Here is a 19,309-nt window from a genome sequence, read left to right as displayed (position 1 = left end):
TTCTTACCAACCCATATGAAACAACTTTCTCTCTCTGGGCCCCGCTTGCTATCAACCGCGCTACCTACCCGGATACGACGTGGTGTCGCTATGCTAGCTGGGCTATTTTTATCAGCTAGTGGCGTTCAGGCTCAAGCGGTAAATACTTATGCGTTTTCGCAGGGCAGCGAAACTTACACCCCTCTCACTGCCGGAACTGTAGTAGCCGTGGCCTCGGCTTCGGGCGATGACTTAGACACCTCGGTATTCCCAGGCTTGCCCATCGGCTTTACATTCCAGTTTGCGGGAGTTGCCTACACAAGTTTCACGCTGTCGTCCAATGGTTTCATCACCTTCGGCAGCACTCCTCCGAGCATTTTCGACACGCCTATTTCGACGAGTACGGGCTTTGATGGTTCCGTATCCGGCTTCGGAGCTGACCTGTATGGCAACATCTCGTCCGCTAATGGGGACGCCGGGGAGCTACGCTACCAGACCCTGGGCTCGGCTCCCAACCGAACCCTAGTAGTGCAATTCAAAAATTTTCAGCCTATCCGGGCCGATTTTACACTTCTCAACTTTCAGATTCGCCTAGAGGAAGGAAGCAACCGGGTAAATCTGGTTTACGGGGCGTTTCTGCCAGAGGCGGGGTTGAATTCCAACGGGGAAGTGGGATTGCGCGGCGCCGGCAGCAATGCGGCGTATAACAACCGTACCACCACTACCGACTGGGTTCAGTCGGTACCGGGGACTAACCGCTTTGCTACTATGCTGCTCACCCCGACGGTGAAGCCGCCGCTGGGCCTAGTTTACACCTTCACGCCGCCCAACAGCTGCGCTTCGCCCCGCAATCTGGGCGTTACCAACCTCACCGACAATTCGGCCCAGCTGACCTTTACGGCAGCTTCGCCCACGCCGGCCGGGGGCTATACCGTCACGACGACGCCCGCTTCTGGCGGTGGCAGCCAGGCCGTGAGCAGCTCACCCTATACCCTGACCGGCCTGACGGCGGGTACCACCTACACGGCATCGCTGGTAAGCAACTGCAGCGGCGGCGTGACCTCGGTGCCGGCTACCGTGACTTTTACCACGGTAGCTACCTGCACCGTGCCCACGGCCGTGAGCATCGGCAACATCGGCATTACCAGTGCCGATGTTAGCTTCACGGCTGGCAACGGCAATACCAGCTTTGTGGCAACGGCCACGCCGGTGGCGGGCGGCAATGGGGTCGTTACGGCGTCGGGCACTGCCTCGCCGCTGACCCTGACGGGCCTGACGGGCGGCATTCGCTACAACGTGACCGTGACCGGCACCTGTGCCGATGGCACGACGCTGACCTCGTCGCCCGCCGTAGCTTTTGTGACACTGCCGGCTAATGACGAACCCAGCGGGGCCCTGGCCCTGACCATTGGCGCTACCTGCTTGCCGACCAATGCTTCTAACATCGGCTCCACGACCACCGCGCCTATCGGCTACACCAACCCGGGCAACTGCAGCCCGGCGGCTAACCCGCAGGATGTGTGGTTCCGCTTTACTACGCCGGCTACCGGCGCTACGGCGGCGGGCGTGCGTATTGCGGTGGCGGGCACGGCAGCCGGCACGGTGCGCGTGTTTTCGAGCGCCGGCGGCGCGGCCGGGCCGTTTACGACCGTCGGTTGCTCAACGGGAGCTACCAACAATACCCAGGCCCCGGCCTTCGACGTGCCGGGCCTGACGCCCAGCACCACATATTACGTATCGGTGGCGGGCTTTGGCTCCAATGACGTAGAAAACACGTTTACGATTTGCGTGAGTACGCCCAATGGCTGCTCGACGCCGAACAACGTAGCCGCTACCAACGTCACCACCACCACGGCCAGCGTCAACTTCACGCCGGCCAGCGGCGCCGTTACTTACACCGTGACTTACACCGCCGCCGGGGGTACCGCCCAAACGGCTACCGGCAACACCACGCCTATCGCGCTTACCGGCCTCGCTCCGGCTACCACTTACAGCCTAACCGTGGCCAGCAACTGCGGCGGGGGCCAGACCTCGACCTCTGCGGCCAGCACCTTCACCACGGCCACGCCGCCGTGCATCGCGCCCACCAACGTGGCCGCCAACAGCGTGACGACCACGACAGCCAGCATTGCCTTCACGGCCGGCTTGAACGCTAACACCTACACGGTGAACTACACCGCCGCCGGCAGCAGCACTACCCAAACGGCCACGGGCACTACTTCGCCCATCGCCCTGAGCGGCCTGACGCCCACCACCACTTACAGCGTGACGGTGACCAGCAACTGCGATTTCAACCAGAACACTACTTCGGCCCCGGCCATCACCTTCACCACGGCTACCCCGCCGTGCGTGGCTCCCACCAACGTGGCCGCCAATAGCGTGACGACCAACACCGCCAGCATCGCCTTCACGGGGGGCGCGGGCGCTACCACCTACACCGTGACCTACACCGCTGCCGGCGGCACCGCCCAAACGGCTACCGGCACTGCTTCGCCCATCGCCCTGAGTGGCCTGACGGCCGGCACGAGCTACACGGCTACCGTGACCAGCAACTGCGGCGGCCCTACCGCCACTTCCTCGGCCATCAGCTTCACGACGCCGGTCCTGGCGCCCGGCGACCTGACCGTGACCAGTGGCCAGGTTATAACGGCCAGCGGCCCCTACAATAACATCACTGTGCAAGCCGGGGGCACGCTCGTCCTCACCGGGGCCACCACGGCTACCGGCGCGGTCACGGTGCAGGGCATTCTGGCTACCAATTGCCAGTCGCTGAGCGGCGCGGGCAGCTTCGCGCTGGCGGCAGGGGCCGAGCTGCGCATCTGCGACGCGGCGGGCATTGCGGCCAGTGGCAACACCGGCGCCGTGCAGCTCACGGGCACCCGCTCGTTTTCTGCTGATGCCAGCTACGTGTACTACGGTATCCAGGCCCAGACCACGGGCAGTGGCCTGCCGGCCCAGGTGCGCAACCTGACGGTGAATACCCCCGCCGGCCTCACCCTCTCGCAAGCCGTGAGTGTGCGCCAGCTGGCGCGCCTGCAAAACGGCAACCTGACTACCGGCGGCCGCGCATTCACCCTGCTGTCAGTAAGTGGCCAGGGCACGGCCGTGCTCGACAACACCGGCGGCGTGGTAGTGGGCGCGGGCACCATGCAGCGCGCCATCGACAACAACAACGCGGCCGGCATCGGCTACCGCCACTATGCGGCCCCGGTGAGCAACACCACCATCGGCGACCTCGCGGCGCCGGGCTTTACGCCGGTGCTGAATCCGGCTTATAACACCGTGGCCCAGCCGGGCCTCGTCACGCCGTTCCCCACCGTGTTTGGCTACGACCAGAACCGCGTAACGACCGTCACGTCTGATTTCACGGCCTTCGAGAAAGGCTGGTTCTCGCCCGCCGCCACCACTGATGCCATGCTGCCCAACCGCGGCTACACGGCCAACGTGGCCAATGGCGTGCTGGTCGATTTCACCGGTACCTTCAACAACGCGGCTCAGACGCCCGGCGCCCTCACCCGCAACCCGGGCAATGATACCGGCTGGCACCTGCTGGGCAACCCCTACCCGAGCCCGCTCGACTGGACCAGCGTAACCCCCGCCCAACGCCCGGGCATGGACGCGGCTATGTACATCTTCCAGAGCACCGGCCAGTACGCCGGCACCTACCGCACCTTCCTGCCGGGCATTAGCGACCCGCTTACCAACAGCCCGCTGGTGGATGCCGGCCAGGGCTACTTCGTGCGCGTGACCACCCCCGGCACCGCCGGCACCGTGAACCTGACCAATGCCAACCGCGTCACCACTTTCGGCCCGCAGCCGGCATTTGGGCGGGGCACGGCTTCGGCGCTGGTGCAGCTCCAGATTAGCACCGCTACCCAGGCCGATGATGCCTTCGTGTACTTCAATGCGAATGCTACTGCCGGCTTCGACGCCAGCCAGGACGCGGCCAAATTGAACAACCCCAGCGGCCTGAGCCTGGCCACGCTGGCCGGCACCGAGGCCCTGGCCATCAACGGCCTGCCGCTGCCGGGCGCCAACGAAATCCTGGTGCCACTGCGCCTGAGCGTGCCGGCAGCCGGCACCTACACCTTCCGGGTGGCGGCGCTGCCCACCATGCCCACCGCCGGGCAGTTCTACCTGCGCGACACCCAGGCCGGCACCCAGCTGGCCCTCAGCGCCGGCACCACCCACGCGGTGCAACTGAGCGCCGCCGGCACCAGCACCGGCCGCTTTGTGCTCGTGTACCAGGCCAGTGGCGCCCTGGCCACCCAAGCCGGCCTCGAAGCCAGCCAGGTCAGCATCTTCCCGAACCCGGCCCACGGCCAGTTCACGGTAGTGCTGCCGCCGGTGGCGGGCCAGACCAAGGTGCAGGCTAGCCTGCTCAACGCCCTGGGCCAGGTAGTAAGCACCCGCACCATCGGCCTCACGGCCGGCGGCGCTACGGCCGAATACCTCACCACGGGCCTAGCCACGGGCATCTATATGCTCCGCCTCGAAGCCGGCGGCGCGGCCATCGTGCGCCGCGTGGTGGTGGAGTAACGAAGCCCCGCATCAGCCACAAAAAAGGCCCGTACCAGTTGGTACGGGCCTTTTTTGTGGCTGATGGGATGGTGGCAAAGGGGCGGCGCGCCGCCCGCCCGGGCCGCTAGGCCTTAGCCCCGCGGCATGCTCGTGCCGGGCTTGCTGCTCTTAGCGGCCGGGTGGAACATCGGGTCTACCGCGTCCATGTCGAGGAAATGCGAGAACGTGTCGCCGCGCAGGCCTAGGCGGATGGTTTCGAGGCTTACCACCTCGTTGGGGGCAATGTTGCCGAGGTTCACATTGGCGCCGAGGAGCTTGATAAACCACACCTGCTGGGCTTTCTGCGGCGCTTCCCACAGAATTTTCTCGAACGGAATCTTGGTCAGAATTTCCTCTACCAGGCCCGAGCGCACCTCGCCGGTGCTGCGGAACAGGCCCACATTGCCGCCCTCCCGGGCCTCGCCGATTACCTTGATGGCGCCGGCTTCGAGCTCGGTTTCCATCTGCGAAATCCACTTGTAGGGCGGGATGATTTTCTCGGCGTCCTTCGAACCTACTTCGCTCAGCACGCGCACCGACTTGCTCAGCTCGCGGATGAATTCGCACTTGCGCTCGTGGGCCAGGTCGATGCTGCCGTCCGATACTTCGGCGTACTCCATGCCGTATTTGTCGAGCAGGCGGCGGTAGTCATCAAACTGATTGCGAATAATGAAGGCTTCGAACAGCGTGCCGCCGAAGTACACCGGGATGTTGGCCGCACGGTAGATTTCCAGCTTGCGCTGCAGGTTGGGCACCACGTAGGAGGTGGCCCAGCCCAGCTTCACCACGTCCGTGTATTCGCCCCCAACTTCCAGGAAGTCTTCTACCTCGCGCAGGCTCATGCCCTTGTCCATCACCATCGTGTAGCCCTGCTCACGGGGCTTGAGCGTACGCTCGGGAAGCTGAGAAATCGTGTAATTCATGCAAATAAGGCAGGCGCGAGGCCCGTTTCTGGTAAAGAATGCGCAAAAAAAACCTGCCCGCCGAAAAGCGGGCAGGTACAAAAGTAAGTCACGGCCGAATTGTTATCCGCCTCTATCGGGCCGGGCGGCCTGAGGCATCGACTTAGGGCCGAAATTGGTCGATAAGCCGCTGCAAAGCGGGCTGCTGCCGCAGCTCCGGGAAGTAGTCGAACAGCAGCGAGTGCTGCTCGTAATTCAGGCTGAGCGCCGTTTCCAGCTCGGCGTAGGCTTCGCGCAGGCGGCCATCGGCCAGCAAATATGCGCAGAGCATATAGTGGAAGTGCGACTCCAGCGGGTGCAATTCCACGGCGTGGCGCACCAAATCGGCCGCCTCGCCAAAGTGGCCCTGCTCGTAGAGAATGGCGCTCCAGTTCACCCAGGCCTGCACTTCTTCGGGCGCCACCTCGGTGGCTTTCTCAAAGGCTTCCAGGGCACTCACCACGTTGCCGACGTGGTTTTCGGCCATGCCCAGCGCCGACCAGTATTCGCCGCTGTCGCCGTACAGCTCCACTGCCTTGCGGAAGAAATGAATCGACTCGAACCAGCGGCCCTGCTCCTGCAAGATAACGCCCTGCCCGAACCAGGCCTCGTCCATCTGCGGGTTCAACTCAATGGCTTTGTGGTAAAACTTCCGGGCCGGCTCCCACTCGCGCAGCTTCTCGTAGCACTCGCCGATGTTGCACAGCGCCTCATCGGTCGGCTCATTGGGCGGGTAGCTTTGCTCAAACTCGGCAATGGCCTCGCGGTACTTCTCCTGGCACACGAAGGTGTCGGCCAGCCAGTGGTGGGCATCGTAAAAATCGGCACTGATAACCACCGCATAGTCAAAAGCCTCAGCGGCTTTGTCGTATTGCTCGCGCCGGTACCAGTACTGCCCCAGGTTATACCAGGCAATGGCCGAATACGGGTCGTCGTCGGTGAAGCGCTTAAAGAAGTCCTCGTGCTCGTCGAGCCGGTCCGAAATGGCCAAGCAGTGCAGCAGCTCCTGCACGCCGGTTTCATTGTCCGGCTGCAGGCGCAGGCTTTGCTTGTAGTGCTTGGCCGCGCTCTTGAATTTCTGCCAGCTCTGGTAAGCCAGGCCGAGGTTAAAATGAATATCCTCGCGCTCCGGCTCCTTTTCCAGCCCGGCCTGAAAGAACTCCACCGCCTGCGCAAAATCACCCCGCTGGGTGCAGATGATGCCGCGCGTCACGGCCACATCGGCGTTGGTCGGGTCGAGAGTAGCCACGTGGTTTATCTGGCGCTCGGCTTCCTGGTAGTCGCCGCGCATGGCCATCACCTGGGCGCGGTCAATCAATAGCTCGGTCGAAAATGGATACTGGCCCAGCGCCGCTTCGCAGGCCTGTAGGGCCTTGTCGAACTGCGTGCTGGTTACGTAGTGGTCGATGATGTTCTCAAAGTCCTCCAGGTCAAAAAAAACGGGCTCGTTGCTGTTCAGCATTCGCTCGAAACGGCGCACCGTGTCCAGCACGGCCCGATGATGCTCAAAATGTTCACTCATGCGCATAATACACAGATTCAGCCAGCTACTTCGGGAGCGGAAATGGCCGCGTCAAACCAGTCCGACTGGTCTTGCTGCTTTCCATTCCGCACTCGCGTTGGCTGGTCAATAGTAGTAACAATTGTACGCGAAAACCGTGCAATTGCCAAGAAAACTTCCCGCGGATTGGGGTTTATACTAAGATACAACAACTGCCCCGGAATGCTGCGGTTTGGGCCGCAGCCCGGCGGCGCACCAGGCAATGGTGTCGGCCAGCGGCCGGAAGGGCAGGCCGGTCGCCTGTTGCACCTTGGCGTTGGCATACACGGTGGGCTGCCGGCCCGCCCGCGCCGTGTCTTTGGTAATGAGCGGCCGGGCGCCCGTGAGCACCGCCCGGGCGTGCTCGGCGCGCCAGATTATTTCGGCCAGCCAGTCGGGCACGGCCGTGGTGGGTGGCCGCCGGCCCATGGCCGTGGCCGCCTGCTGGAAAAAATCGGCCAGCGGAATGGCCCCGGCGCTCAGAATGTACCGCTCACTGCTCAGTTGCGGCAAGTCCAGCGCCAGACGCAGCAGTTGGGCCACCACGTCGCGCACATCCACGAAGTTGATGAGACCGCGCGTATAGAAGCGGTGCTGCTCGTAGGCGTAGCGCAGCAGGCGGGTGCTGCTGCGGCTCCAGTCGCCCGGCCCCAGCACCACCGACGGATTGACGATGATGGCCGACAAGCCCTCGGCCACGCCCCGCCACACCTCCAGCTCGCCCAGGTACTTGGAGGTGGCATAGGCCGGGTGCGCCGCGCCCAGGTCCCAGGTGGCATTTTCGGCCACGCTCAGCGGGCCGGTGCTGCCTTCGGGCCGGGCGGGCGGGCTGCCCAGCGCCGCCACCGACGACACGTAGGCCAGCCGGATGCCCGGCCGCTCCAGGCAGGCGTCCACGATGGCGGCCGAGCCTTCCACGTTTATTTTTTGCAGCAGCTCTTCGTCCTGTGGGGCGTACGATACCAGTCCGGCGCAGTGAAACACGTGCGTCACGTCGGGCGTCAGAGCCTCACGCAGCAGTTCGGTATCAAGCAGGTCGCCTGGCAGCCACTCCACGCCGGGCACGGCAGCGGGCGGCACCGGGCCGCGGTGCAGGGCCCGCACCAGCAGGCCCCGCTCGCGCAGGCTGCGGAGCAGGTACGAGCCAATCAAGCCAGTGCCGCCGGTAACGAATATCATAAGTAGCGTGAAAGTGCTAAATCAGGCGAAGTGCTGGCCGGTCAGGTAGTCCGGCTACCTACCCTTGCGGAGGTAGCTAGCTGCTTAGCAATTGATTGTTGCGTAGCGGTAATTGCAGCAGCTTTTGCAGGTAAGGAGCGCGGAGCACTTTGGTTTGCAGCGTATTGGTATGACGCAGGTGGTGAGCATCGGAGCCCACAAAATCCACCAAACCGCCATCAACCAGCTGTTCGGCTACCTTCTGCGCTGCCGGCGAGTAATAGCCCACCAGCGAGTTGATATTAAGCTGCATCAACACGCCATACTCTTGGCGCAGCTTCTCAATCTCCGAAAAGCGGCCGTAGAGGTAGGTGTAGCGCTCCGGATGGGCCAGCACTGGCTGGTAGCCCTGCGACTTCAACTCAAATACGGTTTCCATCAGGTTCAGCGGCTCGTTCATATACGAGGTTTCGAACAGCAGATAACGCTTGTCGCCGCCGAAAGTGAGCATCTCGGTACCATCGGCCAGCTTGCGGCCCAGAAATTCGTCGAGGTAATACTCGGCCGCGCAACCCAGCTCCACATCGCCGAGGCCCGCGGCGGCGGCGGCTTCGGTAAGCAGCTTCAGGGCGGCCCTGATACCCTCGGGCGTGTTCTTGTAGAAGTCGCCCATAATGTGGGGCGTCATCACCAGCTTGCGGTAGCCTAGCGCCCGCATGGCCCGCAGCAGGTCCAGCGAATGCTCTATCGTCTCGGCCCCGTCGTCGAGGCCGGGCAGCAGGTGCGAGTGCATATCGGCGCCCAGCACCGCCAACGACTCCACGAGCGCCGTCGGGGCGGCCGATTCGCCACCCCCAAAAAGTTTGCGCCAGAACGAAGCCATTGCTGTGAGTGCGGGTTAGCTGAAGAAGCGTTTTACCTTTTGCCCAAACGTAAGCTCTTGCTGCGGAGCTTCTTCGTAGTAACCCTGCCCGTAAGAGCCGTAGCCATAGCCATAGCCGTAGCCATAGCCGTAGCCGTAGCCATAGCCGTAGGAACCACCCGATTGAGCATCGTTGAGAATGGTGCACATGCGCGTGAAGTGGTTGCTACGCATCAGGCGGTTCATGTTCTTGATGAAGGCTTTGCGCGAATAGCCGGCCCGCAGAATGTAAATCGGAATATCCGCCTTGCGCATCACCAGAATGCCGTCCGTCACCAGACCCACCGGCGGCGTGTCAATCAGAATAACGTCATATATTTTGTACAGCTCCTGCAGCATGACGTCGAACTTAGGGCTCAGTATCAGCTCTGAGGGGTTGGGAGGAGTGGGACCAGCCGAAATAAAGTTCAGCGCCTCAATCGAGGTTTTTTGAATGCATTCCTCTACGGTGTGCCGCTCAATCAGAATGGTGCTAACGCCCTTCACGTTCTCGGTGCCGAAAGCCAAGTTCACCTTGGGCTTCCGCATGTCAAGGTCGAGAATAACTACCCGCTGCCCCGACAGGGCAATGATGCCACCCAGGTTTACCGTTACGAAGGTTTTACCCTCCCCCGAGATGGTCGAGGTCACCGAAATAAGCCGTTTCTTCTTAGCCGAACTGATAAAGTCGAGGTTCGTTCGAATCGAGCGAATCGACTCTGAAATGGCCGACTTGGGGTTGCGGTCCACCACGAGGCGCGATACGTCCATTTTCTCCTTGTCGTAGGTCGGAATCAGGCCCAGCACTGCCGCTTGCGTACTCCGTTCTACCTCCCGGATGTTGGTGATGGTGTTGTGCATGAAGTAGCGCACGGCAATCAGCCCCAGGCCCAGGATGATGCCCCCGGCCAATCCTACGGCGTACACAATCAGCTTCACCGGGAAAATGGGGGCCGTCGGCAGCGAGGCCGGCGACAGAATCTGGAAATCGGCCGTCGTGCCTGCTTGGGCGATGGTGAAGTCTGACTTCTTCTCCATCAGCATCAGGTAGTTCTTTTCGAGCAGTTCCAGGGGCCGCTGCAGGCGCGACAGCTCGGTGCCTTTCTGCGGCAGGCTTTGCAGCTCGGTATTAAACTGGTCGCGCAGGTTGTTGAGCAGGCCCAGTTTCCCGCGCAACAGCTTTTGCTCTTCCTGCAGCACCCGCCGCAGGTTATTGCGCGAATAAGCCAGGTTGGCCTGCTGCTGCTGCACGGCCAGCGTCGTTTCCTTGTAGGAGCGCTGCAGGCGCTGCAGGTTCCACTGCGTGCTGTTTACATCGTTCAGCAGCTGAATAATCTGCGGGTCTTCCAGCGCGGCTAGGCCGGGCACGGTTTCCTCCACCAGCTGATTGTCTTCGCGGGTGATGCGGTTTTGATTGGCCAGCCGGGCTACTTCGTCCAGCAGGCGCAGCTTTTGCTCCAGTACTACCCGGTCTTCCTGCAGTTTCTCCAGCTTACCCGTGATGGCGGCCACGTCGCCCTTCACATCCCAGGTATGGCTTTGCTGCACAAATCCTTGCAGCCGGTCTTCGGCCAGCTGCAGGCTGCGGCGGTTTTCCTCGAGCTGTTGGTCCAGAAAGTTCAGGGTTTGCACCGTCGCTTCTTTTTTCCGCGCCAGCTTCTCCTGCAAATACACCGTGTCAATCTTATCGACGATGTGCTGGGCCTTTACCGAGCTATAATCTGCAAACGAAATCTGGATGGTATTGGCTTCAGGATTAACGATTTCAACCAGCAGGTTGCGGTCCAGAAAGCTGTTAACCGTCGGCTCATCCTGAATGGTGAAGTGATAATTCAGCCCCAAAGCTTCCGGCGTAAACCGCGGCGTAGTTGTTATCTGCAAAACAATGCCCGGCAGGTTGATAACCTGGCCCAGCCCGTACTCGGCGCTGGTAGTGCGGCCCTGGCCCACATAGCTGAGCTTAATGCGGTTGTTTTCCAGGAAGTTGATGTTGAACTTACGGTTATATAGCGCCGGGTCAGTAATGGTGTATTTTACCTGAAACGGCGACGACCGGTACAGCTCGGTTTCCAGCACCGTACCCTGCACGTAGTAGTTGACATCCAGCGCCAGCGAATCGCGCAGCCGCCGATAAATGATGCCCGATTTGATGAGTTCTACCTCACCGGCCAGCTTGTTACTCTTCGACTTGTCTGGTTTTGCATACTCAGGCAGGTCCAGAATCGCCTCGGTCTTCTCATCAATTTTGAGCAGCGAGGCCGATTTGTACACTGGCTTGGTATAGCGCAGGTATAGCCACGAAGCGCTGATTCCAAGAATAATAAGCAGGATAATCCACAGCATGCTGCGCCGCGCCACCAGTACCAGCGTGGCCACGTCCAGGGCCGCCGAGTCGCTTTCATCGTCGGCAGCATTGTTGGTGCCCAGCAGGGCGGGGGGCGGCAGTTCGCTGGTACCCGCCGTTGCGTTACGGATGAGCTCCTCTAGCTCGGCGTTTTCACTTTTAGCCATTGTATGGGAAAGCCGCCGGAGCGACCGTAAGAAACCAGTTAGTTAACAGAAAGCCCGGCTAGTTCGTGCGCGTGGCTATCATCAAGTTGACAATAATGGCCGTAGCGTTTAGCAGCAAAGCTGCCGCGCTGATGGCCGGCCCGGCATCGACCAAGGCATCCAGGAATGGCCGGCGAATGGGCTCCACGTACACAATATCGTTGGGCTCCATTTGCAGGTTCGCGCGCCGCATGCCGTCGAGCGTAGTCAGGTCAATAATTTGCACCTGCGGGTTCTTCAGGTCGCCCCGAATGATGCGGATATTGTTGGCTTTTCCGCCGAAGCGGTAGAGGGTATTGCCGCCCCCACCTTGCCCGTCGACGCCCCCCGCCAGCGCCAGGATTTCCAGCAGGTTCATGTTGTCGTTCACCAGAGGAATAACCTGCCCACCCGGCGCGCCCAGTATCATTACCCGGTTGTTGGTCACGTGAGTAGTCACAAATGACTCTTTGTAAAAGTCATTGTATTTGATTTTTAACACGCTGTCGGCTTGCAGAAGCGACAGGCCGCTTACTTTAACCTTGTTTGCCATGGGCAGCGTCACCGTTCCATCGGCTTGCACCAGAAACCCGGCCCCGGTAGAAGTGGTGCCCGCGCCAGCGCCCACATTGCGCTGGGCGCCACCGCCGCCACCGCCACTGGCACCGCCACTGCTCATTGTGCTCCGGCTGCCGGCCGAAGGGCTGGCACCACCGGGCTGGCCAAACGACAATTCTCCGTTCGGGTCGATGAGCCGCTCCCCTTTGTTGGTGTACACCCGCACCTCCAGGTAGTCGTTGGGTTGGATGATGTAATTGCGGGCCGCTCGATTGACGGCCGTGCGCAACTTGGTAGTATCTACCATGTTGCCTTTGTTGTCCGTCAGTCGGAACATGGTGCGCTGGTTGTAGTAGCGCTTGGAGCAGGACGATAGCAGTGCCATCGACAGGCACAGGAGGTATAGCCACCCGGAGCGGCGAAACGGAAAATTCGGCATGAAGGCCAGGAAAGAGCGAAATCGGGCGAAAAAGGCAGAAAAAGCGTCGGACAAAAGTGGCGCTACTCCTGAAAAAGCCTCAAAAGTAACGCTTTTGCCGGGTCTGTTCAAAATAAGGTGTGCCAGCCACTGGTCAGAATCAAGGTTTTCAAGTAGTAAAATCGTACTTTCGTGGGCCCAAAACCGCCCCTGACCGGTTTAATTCCTTTTCTGTCTTTTTTCCATTCCCACCCATTTTCCACTTTCCATGGAAGCCGTAGCCACCGAAAACCAGACCATGATTGCGCAAATGGTGCGCGATTTTGGCGCCCAGCATATCAAGCCCCACATGATGAAGTGGGACGAAAGCCAAGAATTTCCCATCGACGTTTTTCACCAGCTCGGCGAGCTAGGTTTGATGGGCGTGCTGGTGCCGCAGCAGTACGGCGGCTCCGGCTTTGGCTACCAGGAATACGTAACGGCCATTGCCGAGCTTTCCAAGATTGACGGCAGCATCGGCCTCAGCATGGCGGCTCACAACTCGCTCTGCACCGGCCACATCCTGCAGCACGCCTCCGAGGAGCAGAAGCAGAAATACCTGCCCAAGCTGGCCTCCGGTGAGTGGATTGGGGCCTGGGGCCTCACCGAGCCTAACACCGGCTCCGACGCCGGCAACATGCGCACCACCGCCGTGCCCGACGGCGACCACTACGTGCTCAACGGCGCCAAAAACTTCATCACCCACGGCAAATCCGGCCACGTGGCCGTCGTTATTGCCCGCACCGGCGAGGTCGGCGACTCGCATGCCATGACGGCCTTCATCATCGAGCGCAACACGCCCGGTTTCGCCGCTGGCCGCAAGGAAGACAAGCTCGGCATGCGCGCTTCCGAAACCACCGAATTAATTTTCACCGATTGCCGCGTTCCGAAGGAAAACGTCATCGGCAAGGTCGGCGACGGCTTCGTGCAAGCCCTGAAAGTGCTCGACGGCGGCCGTATCAGCATCGCGGCCCTCAGCCTCGGCATTGCGCAAGGTGCTTACGAAGCGGCTCTGCAATACTCCAAGGAGCGCCACCAGTTCAATCAGCCCATCAGCAACTTCCAGGGCATCGGCTTTAAGCTGGCCGACATGGCCACCGAAATCGAGGCTGCCAGCCTGCTCACTTACCGCGCCGCCGCCATGAAAGACGCCGGCCTGAACGTGAACCGCGAGTCGGCGATGGCCAAGCTCTACGCCTCCGAGGTGAGCGTGCGCGTGGCCAACGAGGGCGTGCAAATCTTTGGCGGCTACGGCTACACCAAGGATTACCCGGCCGAGAAGTACTATCGCGACGCCAAACTCTGCACCATTGGCGAGGGCACCAGCGAAATTCAGAAGCTCGTTATTGCCCGCACGCTGCTCAAATAAAGCGCGGTCGTCAAAAAATCAGCGTCATCCGTTTGAATTCGGCAAAATGCTGTTTATCTTTGCGGCCCGATTTACTCGGCCTTCCCGTAGCAATTCTCCTCACTTCTCGATATGATTATCGTTCAAATCAAAGACAACGAATCGGTTGACCGCGCTCTGAAGCGCTTCAAAAAGAAATTTGAGCGTACCGGCGTTCTGAAAGAGCTGCGTCGTCGCACGTTCTTCCAGAAGCCCAGCATCACGCAGCGCAAAATGAAGCAAAAGGCTGTTTACAAGCTCGCCACCTACGGCCAGCCGAACGAATAGTCCGCTTCCGATTTGAAGTTAAAAAGCCGGCTGGCTTGCCTATTGGGGCGAGCCAGCCGGCTTTTTCGCGTCCCTGAGGGTCGAAATTCATCGAAAAGTTTGGCGGCAATAAAAAATCCGCTACTTTGGCAGCCCGGTCTTCGTAAGGCCGGGCTTTTTGCTGTAGCGTCATGGAGGCTTTTTTCGATTTTCTGCGCACCGAGCTGCGGTACAGTCCGCACACGCTCACGTCGTACAAGAATGATTTGCGGCAGTTTGCGGCCTACTTACAGTCGGCCTACGAGCTGAGCGACCCCGCGCAGGCCCGCTACCCACTCATCCGCGGCTGGATTGTGGAGCTGATGAAGGACGGCAACGAAGCCAGCACCGTGAACCGCAAAGTGGCCTGCCTGCGCTCGTATTACAAGTTTTTGCTGCGTACGGAGAAAATTTCGGTGAATCCGATGCTGCGCGTGAAAGCGCCCAAGATGCCCAAGAAGCTGCCGGAATTTGTACCCGAAGAGGCCATCAATGGGCTGCTGAATAATTTCGAATTCACCCAAGACTTCGCCGGGGCCCGTGACCAACTGATTCTGGAATTGCTTTACGGCACGGGAATCCGGCTGTCGGAGCTGCTGGGCATCGCGCCTGGCGACATCAGCCTCTGGAATCAGACCATCCTCGTGACGGGTAAGGGCGACAAGCAGCGCTTGGTGCCACTCAATCCCTCGCTGCTGCGGTCGCTGGAGCGCTACCAGGCGCACCGCAGCCACAGTTTCGGCCCCACGGCGCCCGGGCCGCTGCTGCTCACCGATAAGGGCGAGGCGCTGTACGAGAAGTTCGTCTACCGCACGGTGAAGCGTTATTTGAGCACCATCACCACCTCGGTAGGGCAGCAGCACCCGCACACCTTGCGCCATGCGTTTGCTACGCATCTCCTCAATAAGGGGGCTGACCTGAACGCCATCAAAGAGTTATTAGGACATGCTAGCCTGGCCTCCACCCAAGTTTACACAAACTTGTCCGTCGAGCGGCTGAAATCCGTATTTGAACAGGCCCACCCGCGGGCTTAAGCTCTTTTCGCGCAATCAGCAAGGCTGGCCAGTTAATAATCCAAATAGGATGAGACGGTTAGATGGCCAGCCCGATGGTTGCGGTTTTTTATCCACTTTCTTACCAACCCCACCACATGAAAGTACAGATGCATTCGGTGCATTTCGACGCCGACCAAAAGCTGCTTGACTTTATCCAACAACGTCTCAACAAGCTCGAAACCTTCTACGACAAGGTGACGGACGGCGAGGTTATTCTGCGCCTCAACAACAAAGACGGTATCGATAACAAAACCGTCGAAATCAAGCTCTTGGTGCCCGGCACTACCCTGTTCAGCCAGGAGGACGCCGCTTCGTTTGAAGCCGCCGCTGATGCCGCCGCCGACAGCCTGCGCCGGCAGATTACGAAGTATAAAGAGAAAAATCTGGCCCACTAGTTTCTGGGCAACTGCTAGCTGAAAGCTAATAGCTGCTCGTTTTTGAGGCTTATTCATAAAAAAGACCCGCCTGATTTTCAGGCGGGTCTTTTGTTTTTGCCGCTGGACAAAGCTAATAGCCGGCAGCTTTCAGCTAACAACTTAATTCAAGCCAAACTCGGTAATAATCTGGGGTACGTAGTCAAGCTTCTCCCAGGTGAAGGTGTCGAAGGTTTTCACTTCGCCGTCCTTCATCGTCACTTGCACGGTACCGGGTTCGCGGCCCATGTGGCCGTAGGCGGCCGTTTGGCCGAAGATGGGGTTCTGCAGACCGAAGCGCTGCACGATGGCGTAGGGACGCAGGTCAAACAGCTTGTTTACTTTTTCGGCTATTTCGCCGTCAGTCAGAACTTTGCCGTCCGCGTCTTTGGCTTTGGTGGTGCCGTAGGTGGTCACGAATACGCCCACGGGCTGGGCCACGCCGATGGCGTAGGCCACCTGCACCAGCACCTGCTCGGCCACGCCGGCGGCCACCAGGTTTTTGGCGATGTGGCGGGCGGCGTAGGCGGCCGAGCGGTCTACTTTCGAGGAGTCTTTGCCCGAGAAGGCGCCACCGCCGTGGGCACCCTTGCCGCCGTAGGTATCCACGATGATTTTGCGACCGGTGAGGCCGGAGTCGCCGTGGGGGCCGCCGATGACGAACTTACCAGTGGGGTTGATGTGGTAGGTAATGTGGTCAGTGAAAAGCTTTTGCGTCTCTTCGCTGAGGCCAGCCATCACGCGCGGAATCAGAATGGCCTTGATGTCGGCCTTAATCTGGTCGAGCATGGTTTGCTCGTCGGCGTGGAATTCGTCGTGCTGCGTGCTCACCACGATGGTGTCGATGGCCTCGGGGTGGTGGTCGTCGGAATAGCGGATGGTTACCTGGCTTTTGGCGTCGGGGCGCAGGTAAGTCATCTCGCGGCCCTCCTTGCGAATGGCCGACAGTTCGCGCAGCAGGCGGTGCGAAAGGTCGAGGGCCAGCGGCATATAATTGGTCGTCTCGTGGCTGGCGTAGCCGAACATCATGCCCTGGTCGCCGGCGCCCTGCTCTTCGGCGCTGGCGCGCACCACGCCCTGGTTGATGTCGGGCGACTGCTCGTGCAGGCGGTTTTCGACTTCGCAGGTATCGGCGTTGAAGAGGTATTCGGGCTTGTCGTAGCCGATGCGGCGGATGGTGGCCCGGATGATGGGCTCGGCATCGACGTGCGCCGTCGACTTAATTTCCCCGGCCACGAGGGCAAAGTCGGTCGTTACCAGCGTTTCGCAGGCCACTTTGGCCGCGGGGTCCTGCCGAAGATACTCGTCGAGGATGGCGTCGGAAATCTGGTCGGCAACTTTATCGGGGTGGCCTTCCGAAACTGATTCGGAAGTGAACAGATAGGGCATTGAAGACTGATAAAAGCGAAAAAGACAAACAGCAAGCCGCCCGCCAAGCCGAAACCGGCGGGCGGGCGGACCACAAAACTACAACTTGGAGAGTTAGGAGTTTTGAGTTACGAGTTAGGGGTTATAAGTTGAACAAACGACCAGCCCGGAACTCAAAACTCAAAACTCTTAATTTAAAACTCATAACTCATTCGAAAGCTTGGCTTTCTCGCACACCAGCACCATCAGGCGGCCGCGCAGGTCGGTGGTGGCAAAAAGGTAAATGTCGCCGCCCTCGCGGATGCCAGTGCGCTTGCGGAAATCGGCCACCGAATCGGGAAAATTGCGGGTGGTGACGTGGGCGCGGGCCTCGGGGCCGAGGTGGACTTTGAGGGCGGCCCCGTCGGCTTTTTCCACTGCCAGCACCCGGAAGATGCGGCCGGGGAAGTCGGCCCGCAGCACGTCGGACGTGTAGAGGTGGCTGTGCTGGTGAAGCTTAAGGAATTCGAAGGCTGTGCCGATGCTGCGGAATGCACCGGCCTTGAGTACGGCCGCGTTGGGCTCGTAGAGGTACTGCTGGGGCTCGGCGTAGCGCGGAATAGCGCGGGCTTCGCGGGCCCGGTTGAGGCGGAACTCCTGCTGCGTGCCGTCGCGGCGCAGGTTGAGGGCGTAGCGCTCGGGGTCGACGGCGGGCTCCTGCCCCAACTCATAAAGCACTTCCTTTACCTCATTATCCACGGCCAGCACCCACAGTCGGCGCACCTGGCCCAGCTCCAGAATGGCCTGCTCGATGTCGAGCATGGGCGAGGTCTTCAGCAAAATCTTATCTGCCTTCTGCAGCAACAGAGGCATGATTTTGAGTATGTCGGGCTCGCAGTCGGCCAGGCGGAAGATTTTGCGGGCGGCGGTGTCGCGCCGGGCCGGGTCGAGGTAGAGCCAGTCGAAATGGTGCGGCGTTTCGTGCAGAAACTTCAGCGCCTCGGCGGCGTGGGTTGTCACATTCCGGATGCCGAGCTGGTGCAGGTTGTACTCCACCACGGCGGCCAGCTGCGCATTGCGCTCCACGTAGTCAACGTGCGCCACCCTTTGGGCGAAAGCGGCCGTATCGGCCCCGAAGCCACCGGTGAGGTCGGCCAGGCGCTGACCGCCCACCAGCGCGGCCTTGAAGGCAGCGGTGCGGGCCGACGACGCCTGCTCGACCGAGAGGGCGGGCGGGAAAATCAGGTCGGGGTTGTCGGCCCAGTCGGGCAGCTTGGTGCGCGCCTTCTGGCGGGCCTGAATCTGGCGCACCAGCTCCGGCACGGGCAGGCCGGGGTGGCGGCGAGCTTGCAGGGCCAGGTGAGCGGGGTCGTCGTGCAAGTGGGCGGCCACGTAGCGCCGGGCCGCCTCGGGCAAAGGAAAGTCCATTAACCAGCCTATACGGGAAAAACGGGCGCTTAGCGAAGCTCCCAGCGCAAGGCCAGCGTCGGCTGGCCCTGCAGTGTACTGCCTACCCCAACACCGCTGGGCTGCAAACGGTGCCACAGCGTACCCTGGCTTTTGCCGGCGTTGTAGCTGGTCACAGCCCGTTGGAAGTGCTGGTTGGTGTTGTTGTTGATAAAAATAGTAGCCAGGAGGCTGGTAACGAAAATGCCGGCCGCCACTTTCTGCACGTCGCTGAAATACTGCGGAAACTTGTCTTTTTCAAACACCTGCTGCCCGTACACACCTATGGCGCCTACGGCCACGATGCGGTCAATAAGAAACAGCGTTTTCTGACGGCGATAGTAGTTGAGGTGGGTCAGGGCTTCTTCATTGCCGGCCAGATAGGGGCGCAGCTTCTGGCCGAAGAACCCGGCATTCTGGTAGTTCTCGCCGGTGGCGCCGGGCGGCAGGAAGTAGAAGTTGTGCTGATTGCCGTTTTGCTGGCGCTGGGCATCCTCGGGCAGCAGCCGGATAGTGGCGGGCGTTTGCTGAGCCCGGGCGGCCGAAGTAGCGCCAAGCAGCAGCATAACAAACAGCAGATGTGGCCGCAGCCATTGAGGTGAGGTAGGCATCCGGCAAAGATACTGCCCGGCTAATCGGCCGACGAATGCCAACGCCTAAAACTTCCTGAAAGGCGCCTACTTAACCGTGGAGCCCTATCTTGCGTTCAGGTTGCGCCAGTGGGCGCGACCT

General features: G+C 60.6%; 14 protein-coding genes. 5 read left to right on the top strand and 9 right to left on the bottom strand.

Going from position 1 to position 19,309, the window contains the following annotated elements:
- The first annotated feature begins 15 nt into the window (after positions 1–15).
- The gene (locus Q5H93_RS10995) at positions 16–4,518 is read left to right on the top strand and encodes a beta strand repeat-containing protein (protein WP_501991643.1); all 4,503 of its coding nucleotides are present in this window, start codon (positions 16–18) and stop codon (positions 4,516–4,518) included.
- 113 nt (positions 4,519–4,631) lie between these two features.
- Here Q5H93_RS10995 and Q5H93_RS10990 read toward each other — a convergent pair whose 3' ends face one another.
- The 6 genes from Q5H93_RS10990 to Q5H93_RS10965 all read right to left on the bottom strand — a co-directional run bounded on the left by Q5H93_RS10990 (position 4,632) and on the right by Q5H93_RS10965 (position 12,551).
- The gene (locus Q5H93_RS10990) at positions 4,632–5,462 is read right to left on the bottom strand and encodes a phosphosulfolactate synthase (RefSeq protein WP_305006578.1); all 831 of its coding nucleotides are present in this window, start codon (positions 5,460–5,462) and stop codon (positions 4,632–4,634) included.
- A gap of 142 nt (positions 5,463–5,604) precedes the next feature.
- Positions 5,605–7,002: a tetratricopeptide repeat protein gene (locus Q5H93_RS10985; protein WP_305006577.1), complete on the bottom strand. Its 1,398-nt coding sequence runs from the start codon at positions 7,000–7,002 to the stop codon at positions 5,605–5,607.
- A gap of 177 nt (positions 7,003–7,179) precedes the next feature.
- The gene (locus Q5H93_RS10980) at positions 7,180–8,199 is read right to left on the bottom strand and encodes an NAD-dependent epimerase/dehydratase family protein (RefSeq protein WP_305006576.1); all 1,020 of its coding nucleotides are present in this window, start codon (positions 8,197–8,199) and stop codon (positions 7,180–7,182) included.
- Positions 8,200–8,275: 76 nt separating this feature from the next.
- Positions 8,276–9,061: a tyrosine-protein phosphatase gene (locus Q5H93_RS10975; protein WP_305006575.1), complete on the bottom strand. Its 786-nt coding sequence runs from the start codon at positions 9,059–9,061 to the stop codon at positions 8,276–8,278.
- Between the two features lie 15 nt (positions 9,062–9,076).
- The gene (locus tag Q5H93_RS10970) at positions 9,077–11,590 is read right to left on the bottom strand and encodes a polysaccharide biosynthesis tyrosine autokinase (RefSeq protein WP_305006574.1); all 2,514 of its coding nucleotides are present in this window, start codon (positions 11,588–11,590) and stop codon (positions 9,077–9,079) included.
- A gap of 58 nt (positions 11,591–11,648) precedes the next feature.
- Positions 11,649–12,551 carry a polysaccharide biosynthesis/export family protein gene (locus Q5H93_RS10965; protein WP_305006573.1) on the bottom strand — a complete coding sequence of 301 codons (903 nt, stop codon included), beginning with the start codon at positions 12,549–12,551 and terminating at the stop codon, positions 11,649–11,651.
- Positions 12,552–12,852: 301 nt separating this feature from the next.
- Between Q5H93_RS10965 and Q5H93_RS10960 the strand changes: the two genes are divergently transcribed.
- The 4 genes from Q5H93_RS10960 (at position 12,853) to hpf (ending at position 15,766) form a co-directional block, all read left to right on the top strand.
- A complete protein-coding gene (locus tag Q5H93_RS10960; RefSeq protein WP_305006572.1) occupies positions 12,853–13,992 on the top strand; it encodes an acyl-CoA dehydrogenase family protein in 1,140 nt (379 codons plus the stop codon).
- Positions 13,993–14,103: 111 nt separating this feature from the next.
- Positions 14,104–14,298 carry a 30S ribosomal protein S21 gene (gene rpsU, locus Q5H93_RS10955; RefSeq protein WP_190924805.1) on the top strand — a complete coding sequence of 65 codons (195 nt, stop codon included), beginning with the start codon at positions 14,104–14,106 and terminating at the stop codon, positions 14,296–14,298.
- Positions 14,299–14,468: 170 nt separating this feature from the next.
- Positions 14,469–15,350, top strand: coding sequence for a tyrosine-type recombinase/integrase (locus Q5H93_RS10950; protein ID WP_305006571.1), 882 nt, complete (start codon positions 14,469–14,471; stop codon positions 15,348–15,350).
- A gap of 116 nt (positions 15,351–15,466) precedes the next feature.
- On the top strand, positions 15,467–15,766 hold the full coding sequence (hpf, locus tag Q5H93_RS10945; RefSeq protein WP_305006570.1) for a ribosome hibernation-promoting factor, HPF/YfiA family: 300 nt from the start codon (positions 15,467–15,469) through the stop codon (positions 15,764–15,766).
- A 141-nt stretch (positions 15,767–15,907) separates the two neighbouring features.
- Here the strand turns inward: hpf and metK are convergent, their stop codons facing one another.
- The 3 genes from metK to Q5H93_RS10930 all read right to left on the bottom strand — a co-directional run bounded on the left by metK (position 15,908) and on the right by Q5H93_RS10930 (position 19,143).
- Entirely contained in the window at positions 15,908–17,173 is a 1,266-nt protein-coding gene (metK, locus tag Q5H93_RS10940) for a methionine adenosyltransferase (protein WP_305006569.1), read from the bottom strand.
- Between the two features lie 180 nt (positions 17,174–17,353).
- Complete coding sequence (locus Q5H93_RS10935) at positions 17,354–18,559, bottom strand: class I SAM-dependent methyltransferase (RefSeq protein WP_305006568.1); 1,206 nt, start codon at positions 18,557–18,559, stop codon at positions 17,354–17,356.
- A gap of 29 nt (positions 18,560–18,588) precedes the next feature.
- The gene (locus Q5H93_RS10930; RefSeq protein WP_305006567.1) at positions 18,589–19,143 is read right to left on the bottom strand and encodes a hypothetical protein; all 555 of its coding nucleotides are present in this window, start codon (positions 19,141–19,143) and stop codon (positions 18,589–18,591) included.
- Positions 19,144–19,309: the final 166 nt, after the last annotated feature.

The sequence above is a fragment of the Hymenobacter aranciens genome (assembly GCF_030580865.1).
GTDB lineage: Bacteria > Bacteroidota > Bacteroidia > Cytophagales > Hymenobacteraceae > Hymenobacter > Hymenobacter aranciens.
This window is presented reverse-complemented; position numbering and strand designations above follow the sequence as displayed.

What these genes read in the sequence shown, in the direction of transcription:
- Q5H93_RS10995 (WP_501991643.1), top strand. Translation starts at nt 16, where the DNA reads ATGAAACAACTTTCTCTCTCTGGGCCCCGCTTGCTATCAACCGCGCTA.
- Q5H93_RS10990 (WP_305006578.1), bottom strand. Translation starts at nt 5,462, where the DNA reads ATGAATTACACGATTTCTCAGCTTCCCGAGCGTACGCTCAAGCCCCGT.
- Q5H93_RS10985 (WP_305006577.1), bottom strand. Translation starts at nt 7,002, where the DNA reads ATGAGTGAACATTTTGAGCATCATCGGGCCGTGCTGGACACGGTGCGC.
- Q5H93_RS10980 (WP_305006576.1), bottom strand. Translation starts at nt 8,199, where the DNA reads ATGATATTCGTTACCGGCGGCACTGGCTTGATTGGCTCGTACCTGCTC.
- Q5H93_RS10975 (WP_305006575.1), bottom strand. Translation starts at nt 9,061, where the DNA reads ATGGCTTCGTTCTGGCGCAAACTTTTTGGGGGTGGCGAATCGGCCGCC.
- Q5H93_RS10970 (WP_305006574.1), bottom strand. Translation starts at nt 11,590, where the DNA reads ATGGCTAAAAGTGAAAACGCCGAGCTAGAGGAGCTCATCCGTAACGCA.
- Q5H93_RS10965 (WP_305006573.1), bottom strand. Translation starts at nt 12,551, where the DNA reads ATGGCACTGCTATCGTCCTGCTCCAAGCGCTACTACAACCAGCGCACC.
- Q5H93_RS10960 (WP_305006572.1), top strand. Translation starts at nt 12,853, where the DNA reads ATGGAAGCCGTAGCCACCGAAAACCAGACCATGATTGCGCAAATGGTG.
- rpsU (WP_190924805.1), top strand. Translation starts at nt 14,104, where the DNA reads ATGATTATCGTTCAAATCAAAGACAACGAATCGGTTGACCGCGCTCTG.
- Q5H93_RS10950 (WP_305006571.1), top strand. Translation starts at nt 14,469, where the DNA reads ATGGAGGCTTTTTTCGATTTTCTGCGCACCGAGCTGCGGTACAGTCCG.
- hpf (WP_305006570.1), top strand. Translation starts at nt 15,467, where the DNA reads ATGAAAGTACAGATGCATTCGGTGCATTTCGACGCCGACCAAAAGCTG.
- metK (WP_305006569.1), bottom strand. Translation starts at nt 17,173, where the DNA reads ATGCCCTATCTGTTCACTTCCGAATCAGTTTCGGAAGGCCACCCCGAT.
- Q5H93_RS10935 (WP_305006568.1), bottom strand. Translation starts at nt 18,559, where the DNA reads ATGGACTTTCCTTTGCCCGAGGCGGCCCGGCGCTACGTGGCCGCCCAC.
- Q5H93_RS10930 (WP_305006567.1), bottom strand. Translation starts at nt 19,143, where the DNA reads ATGCTGCTGCTTGGCGCTACTTCGGCCGCCCGGGCTCAGCAAACGCCC.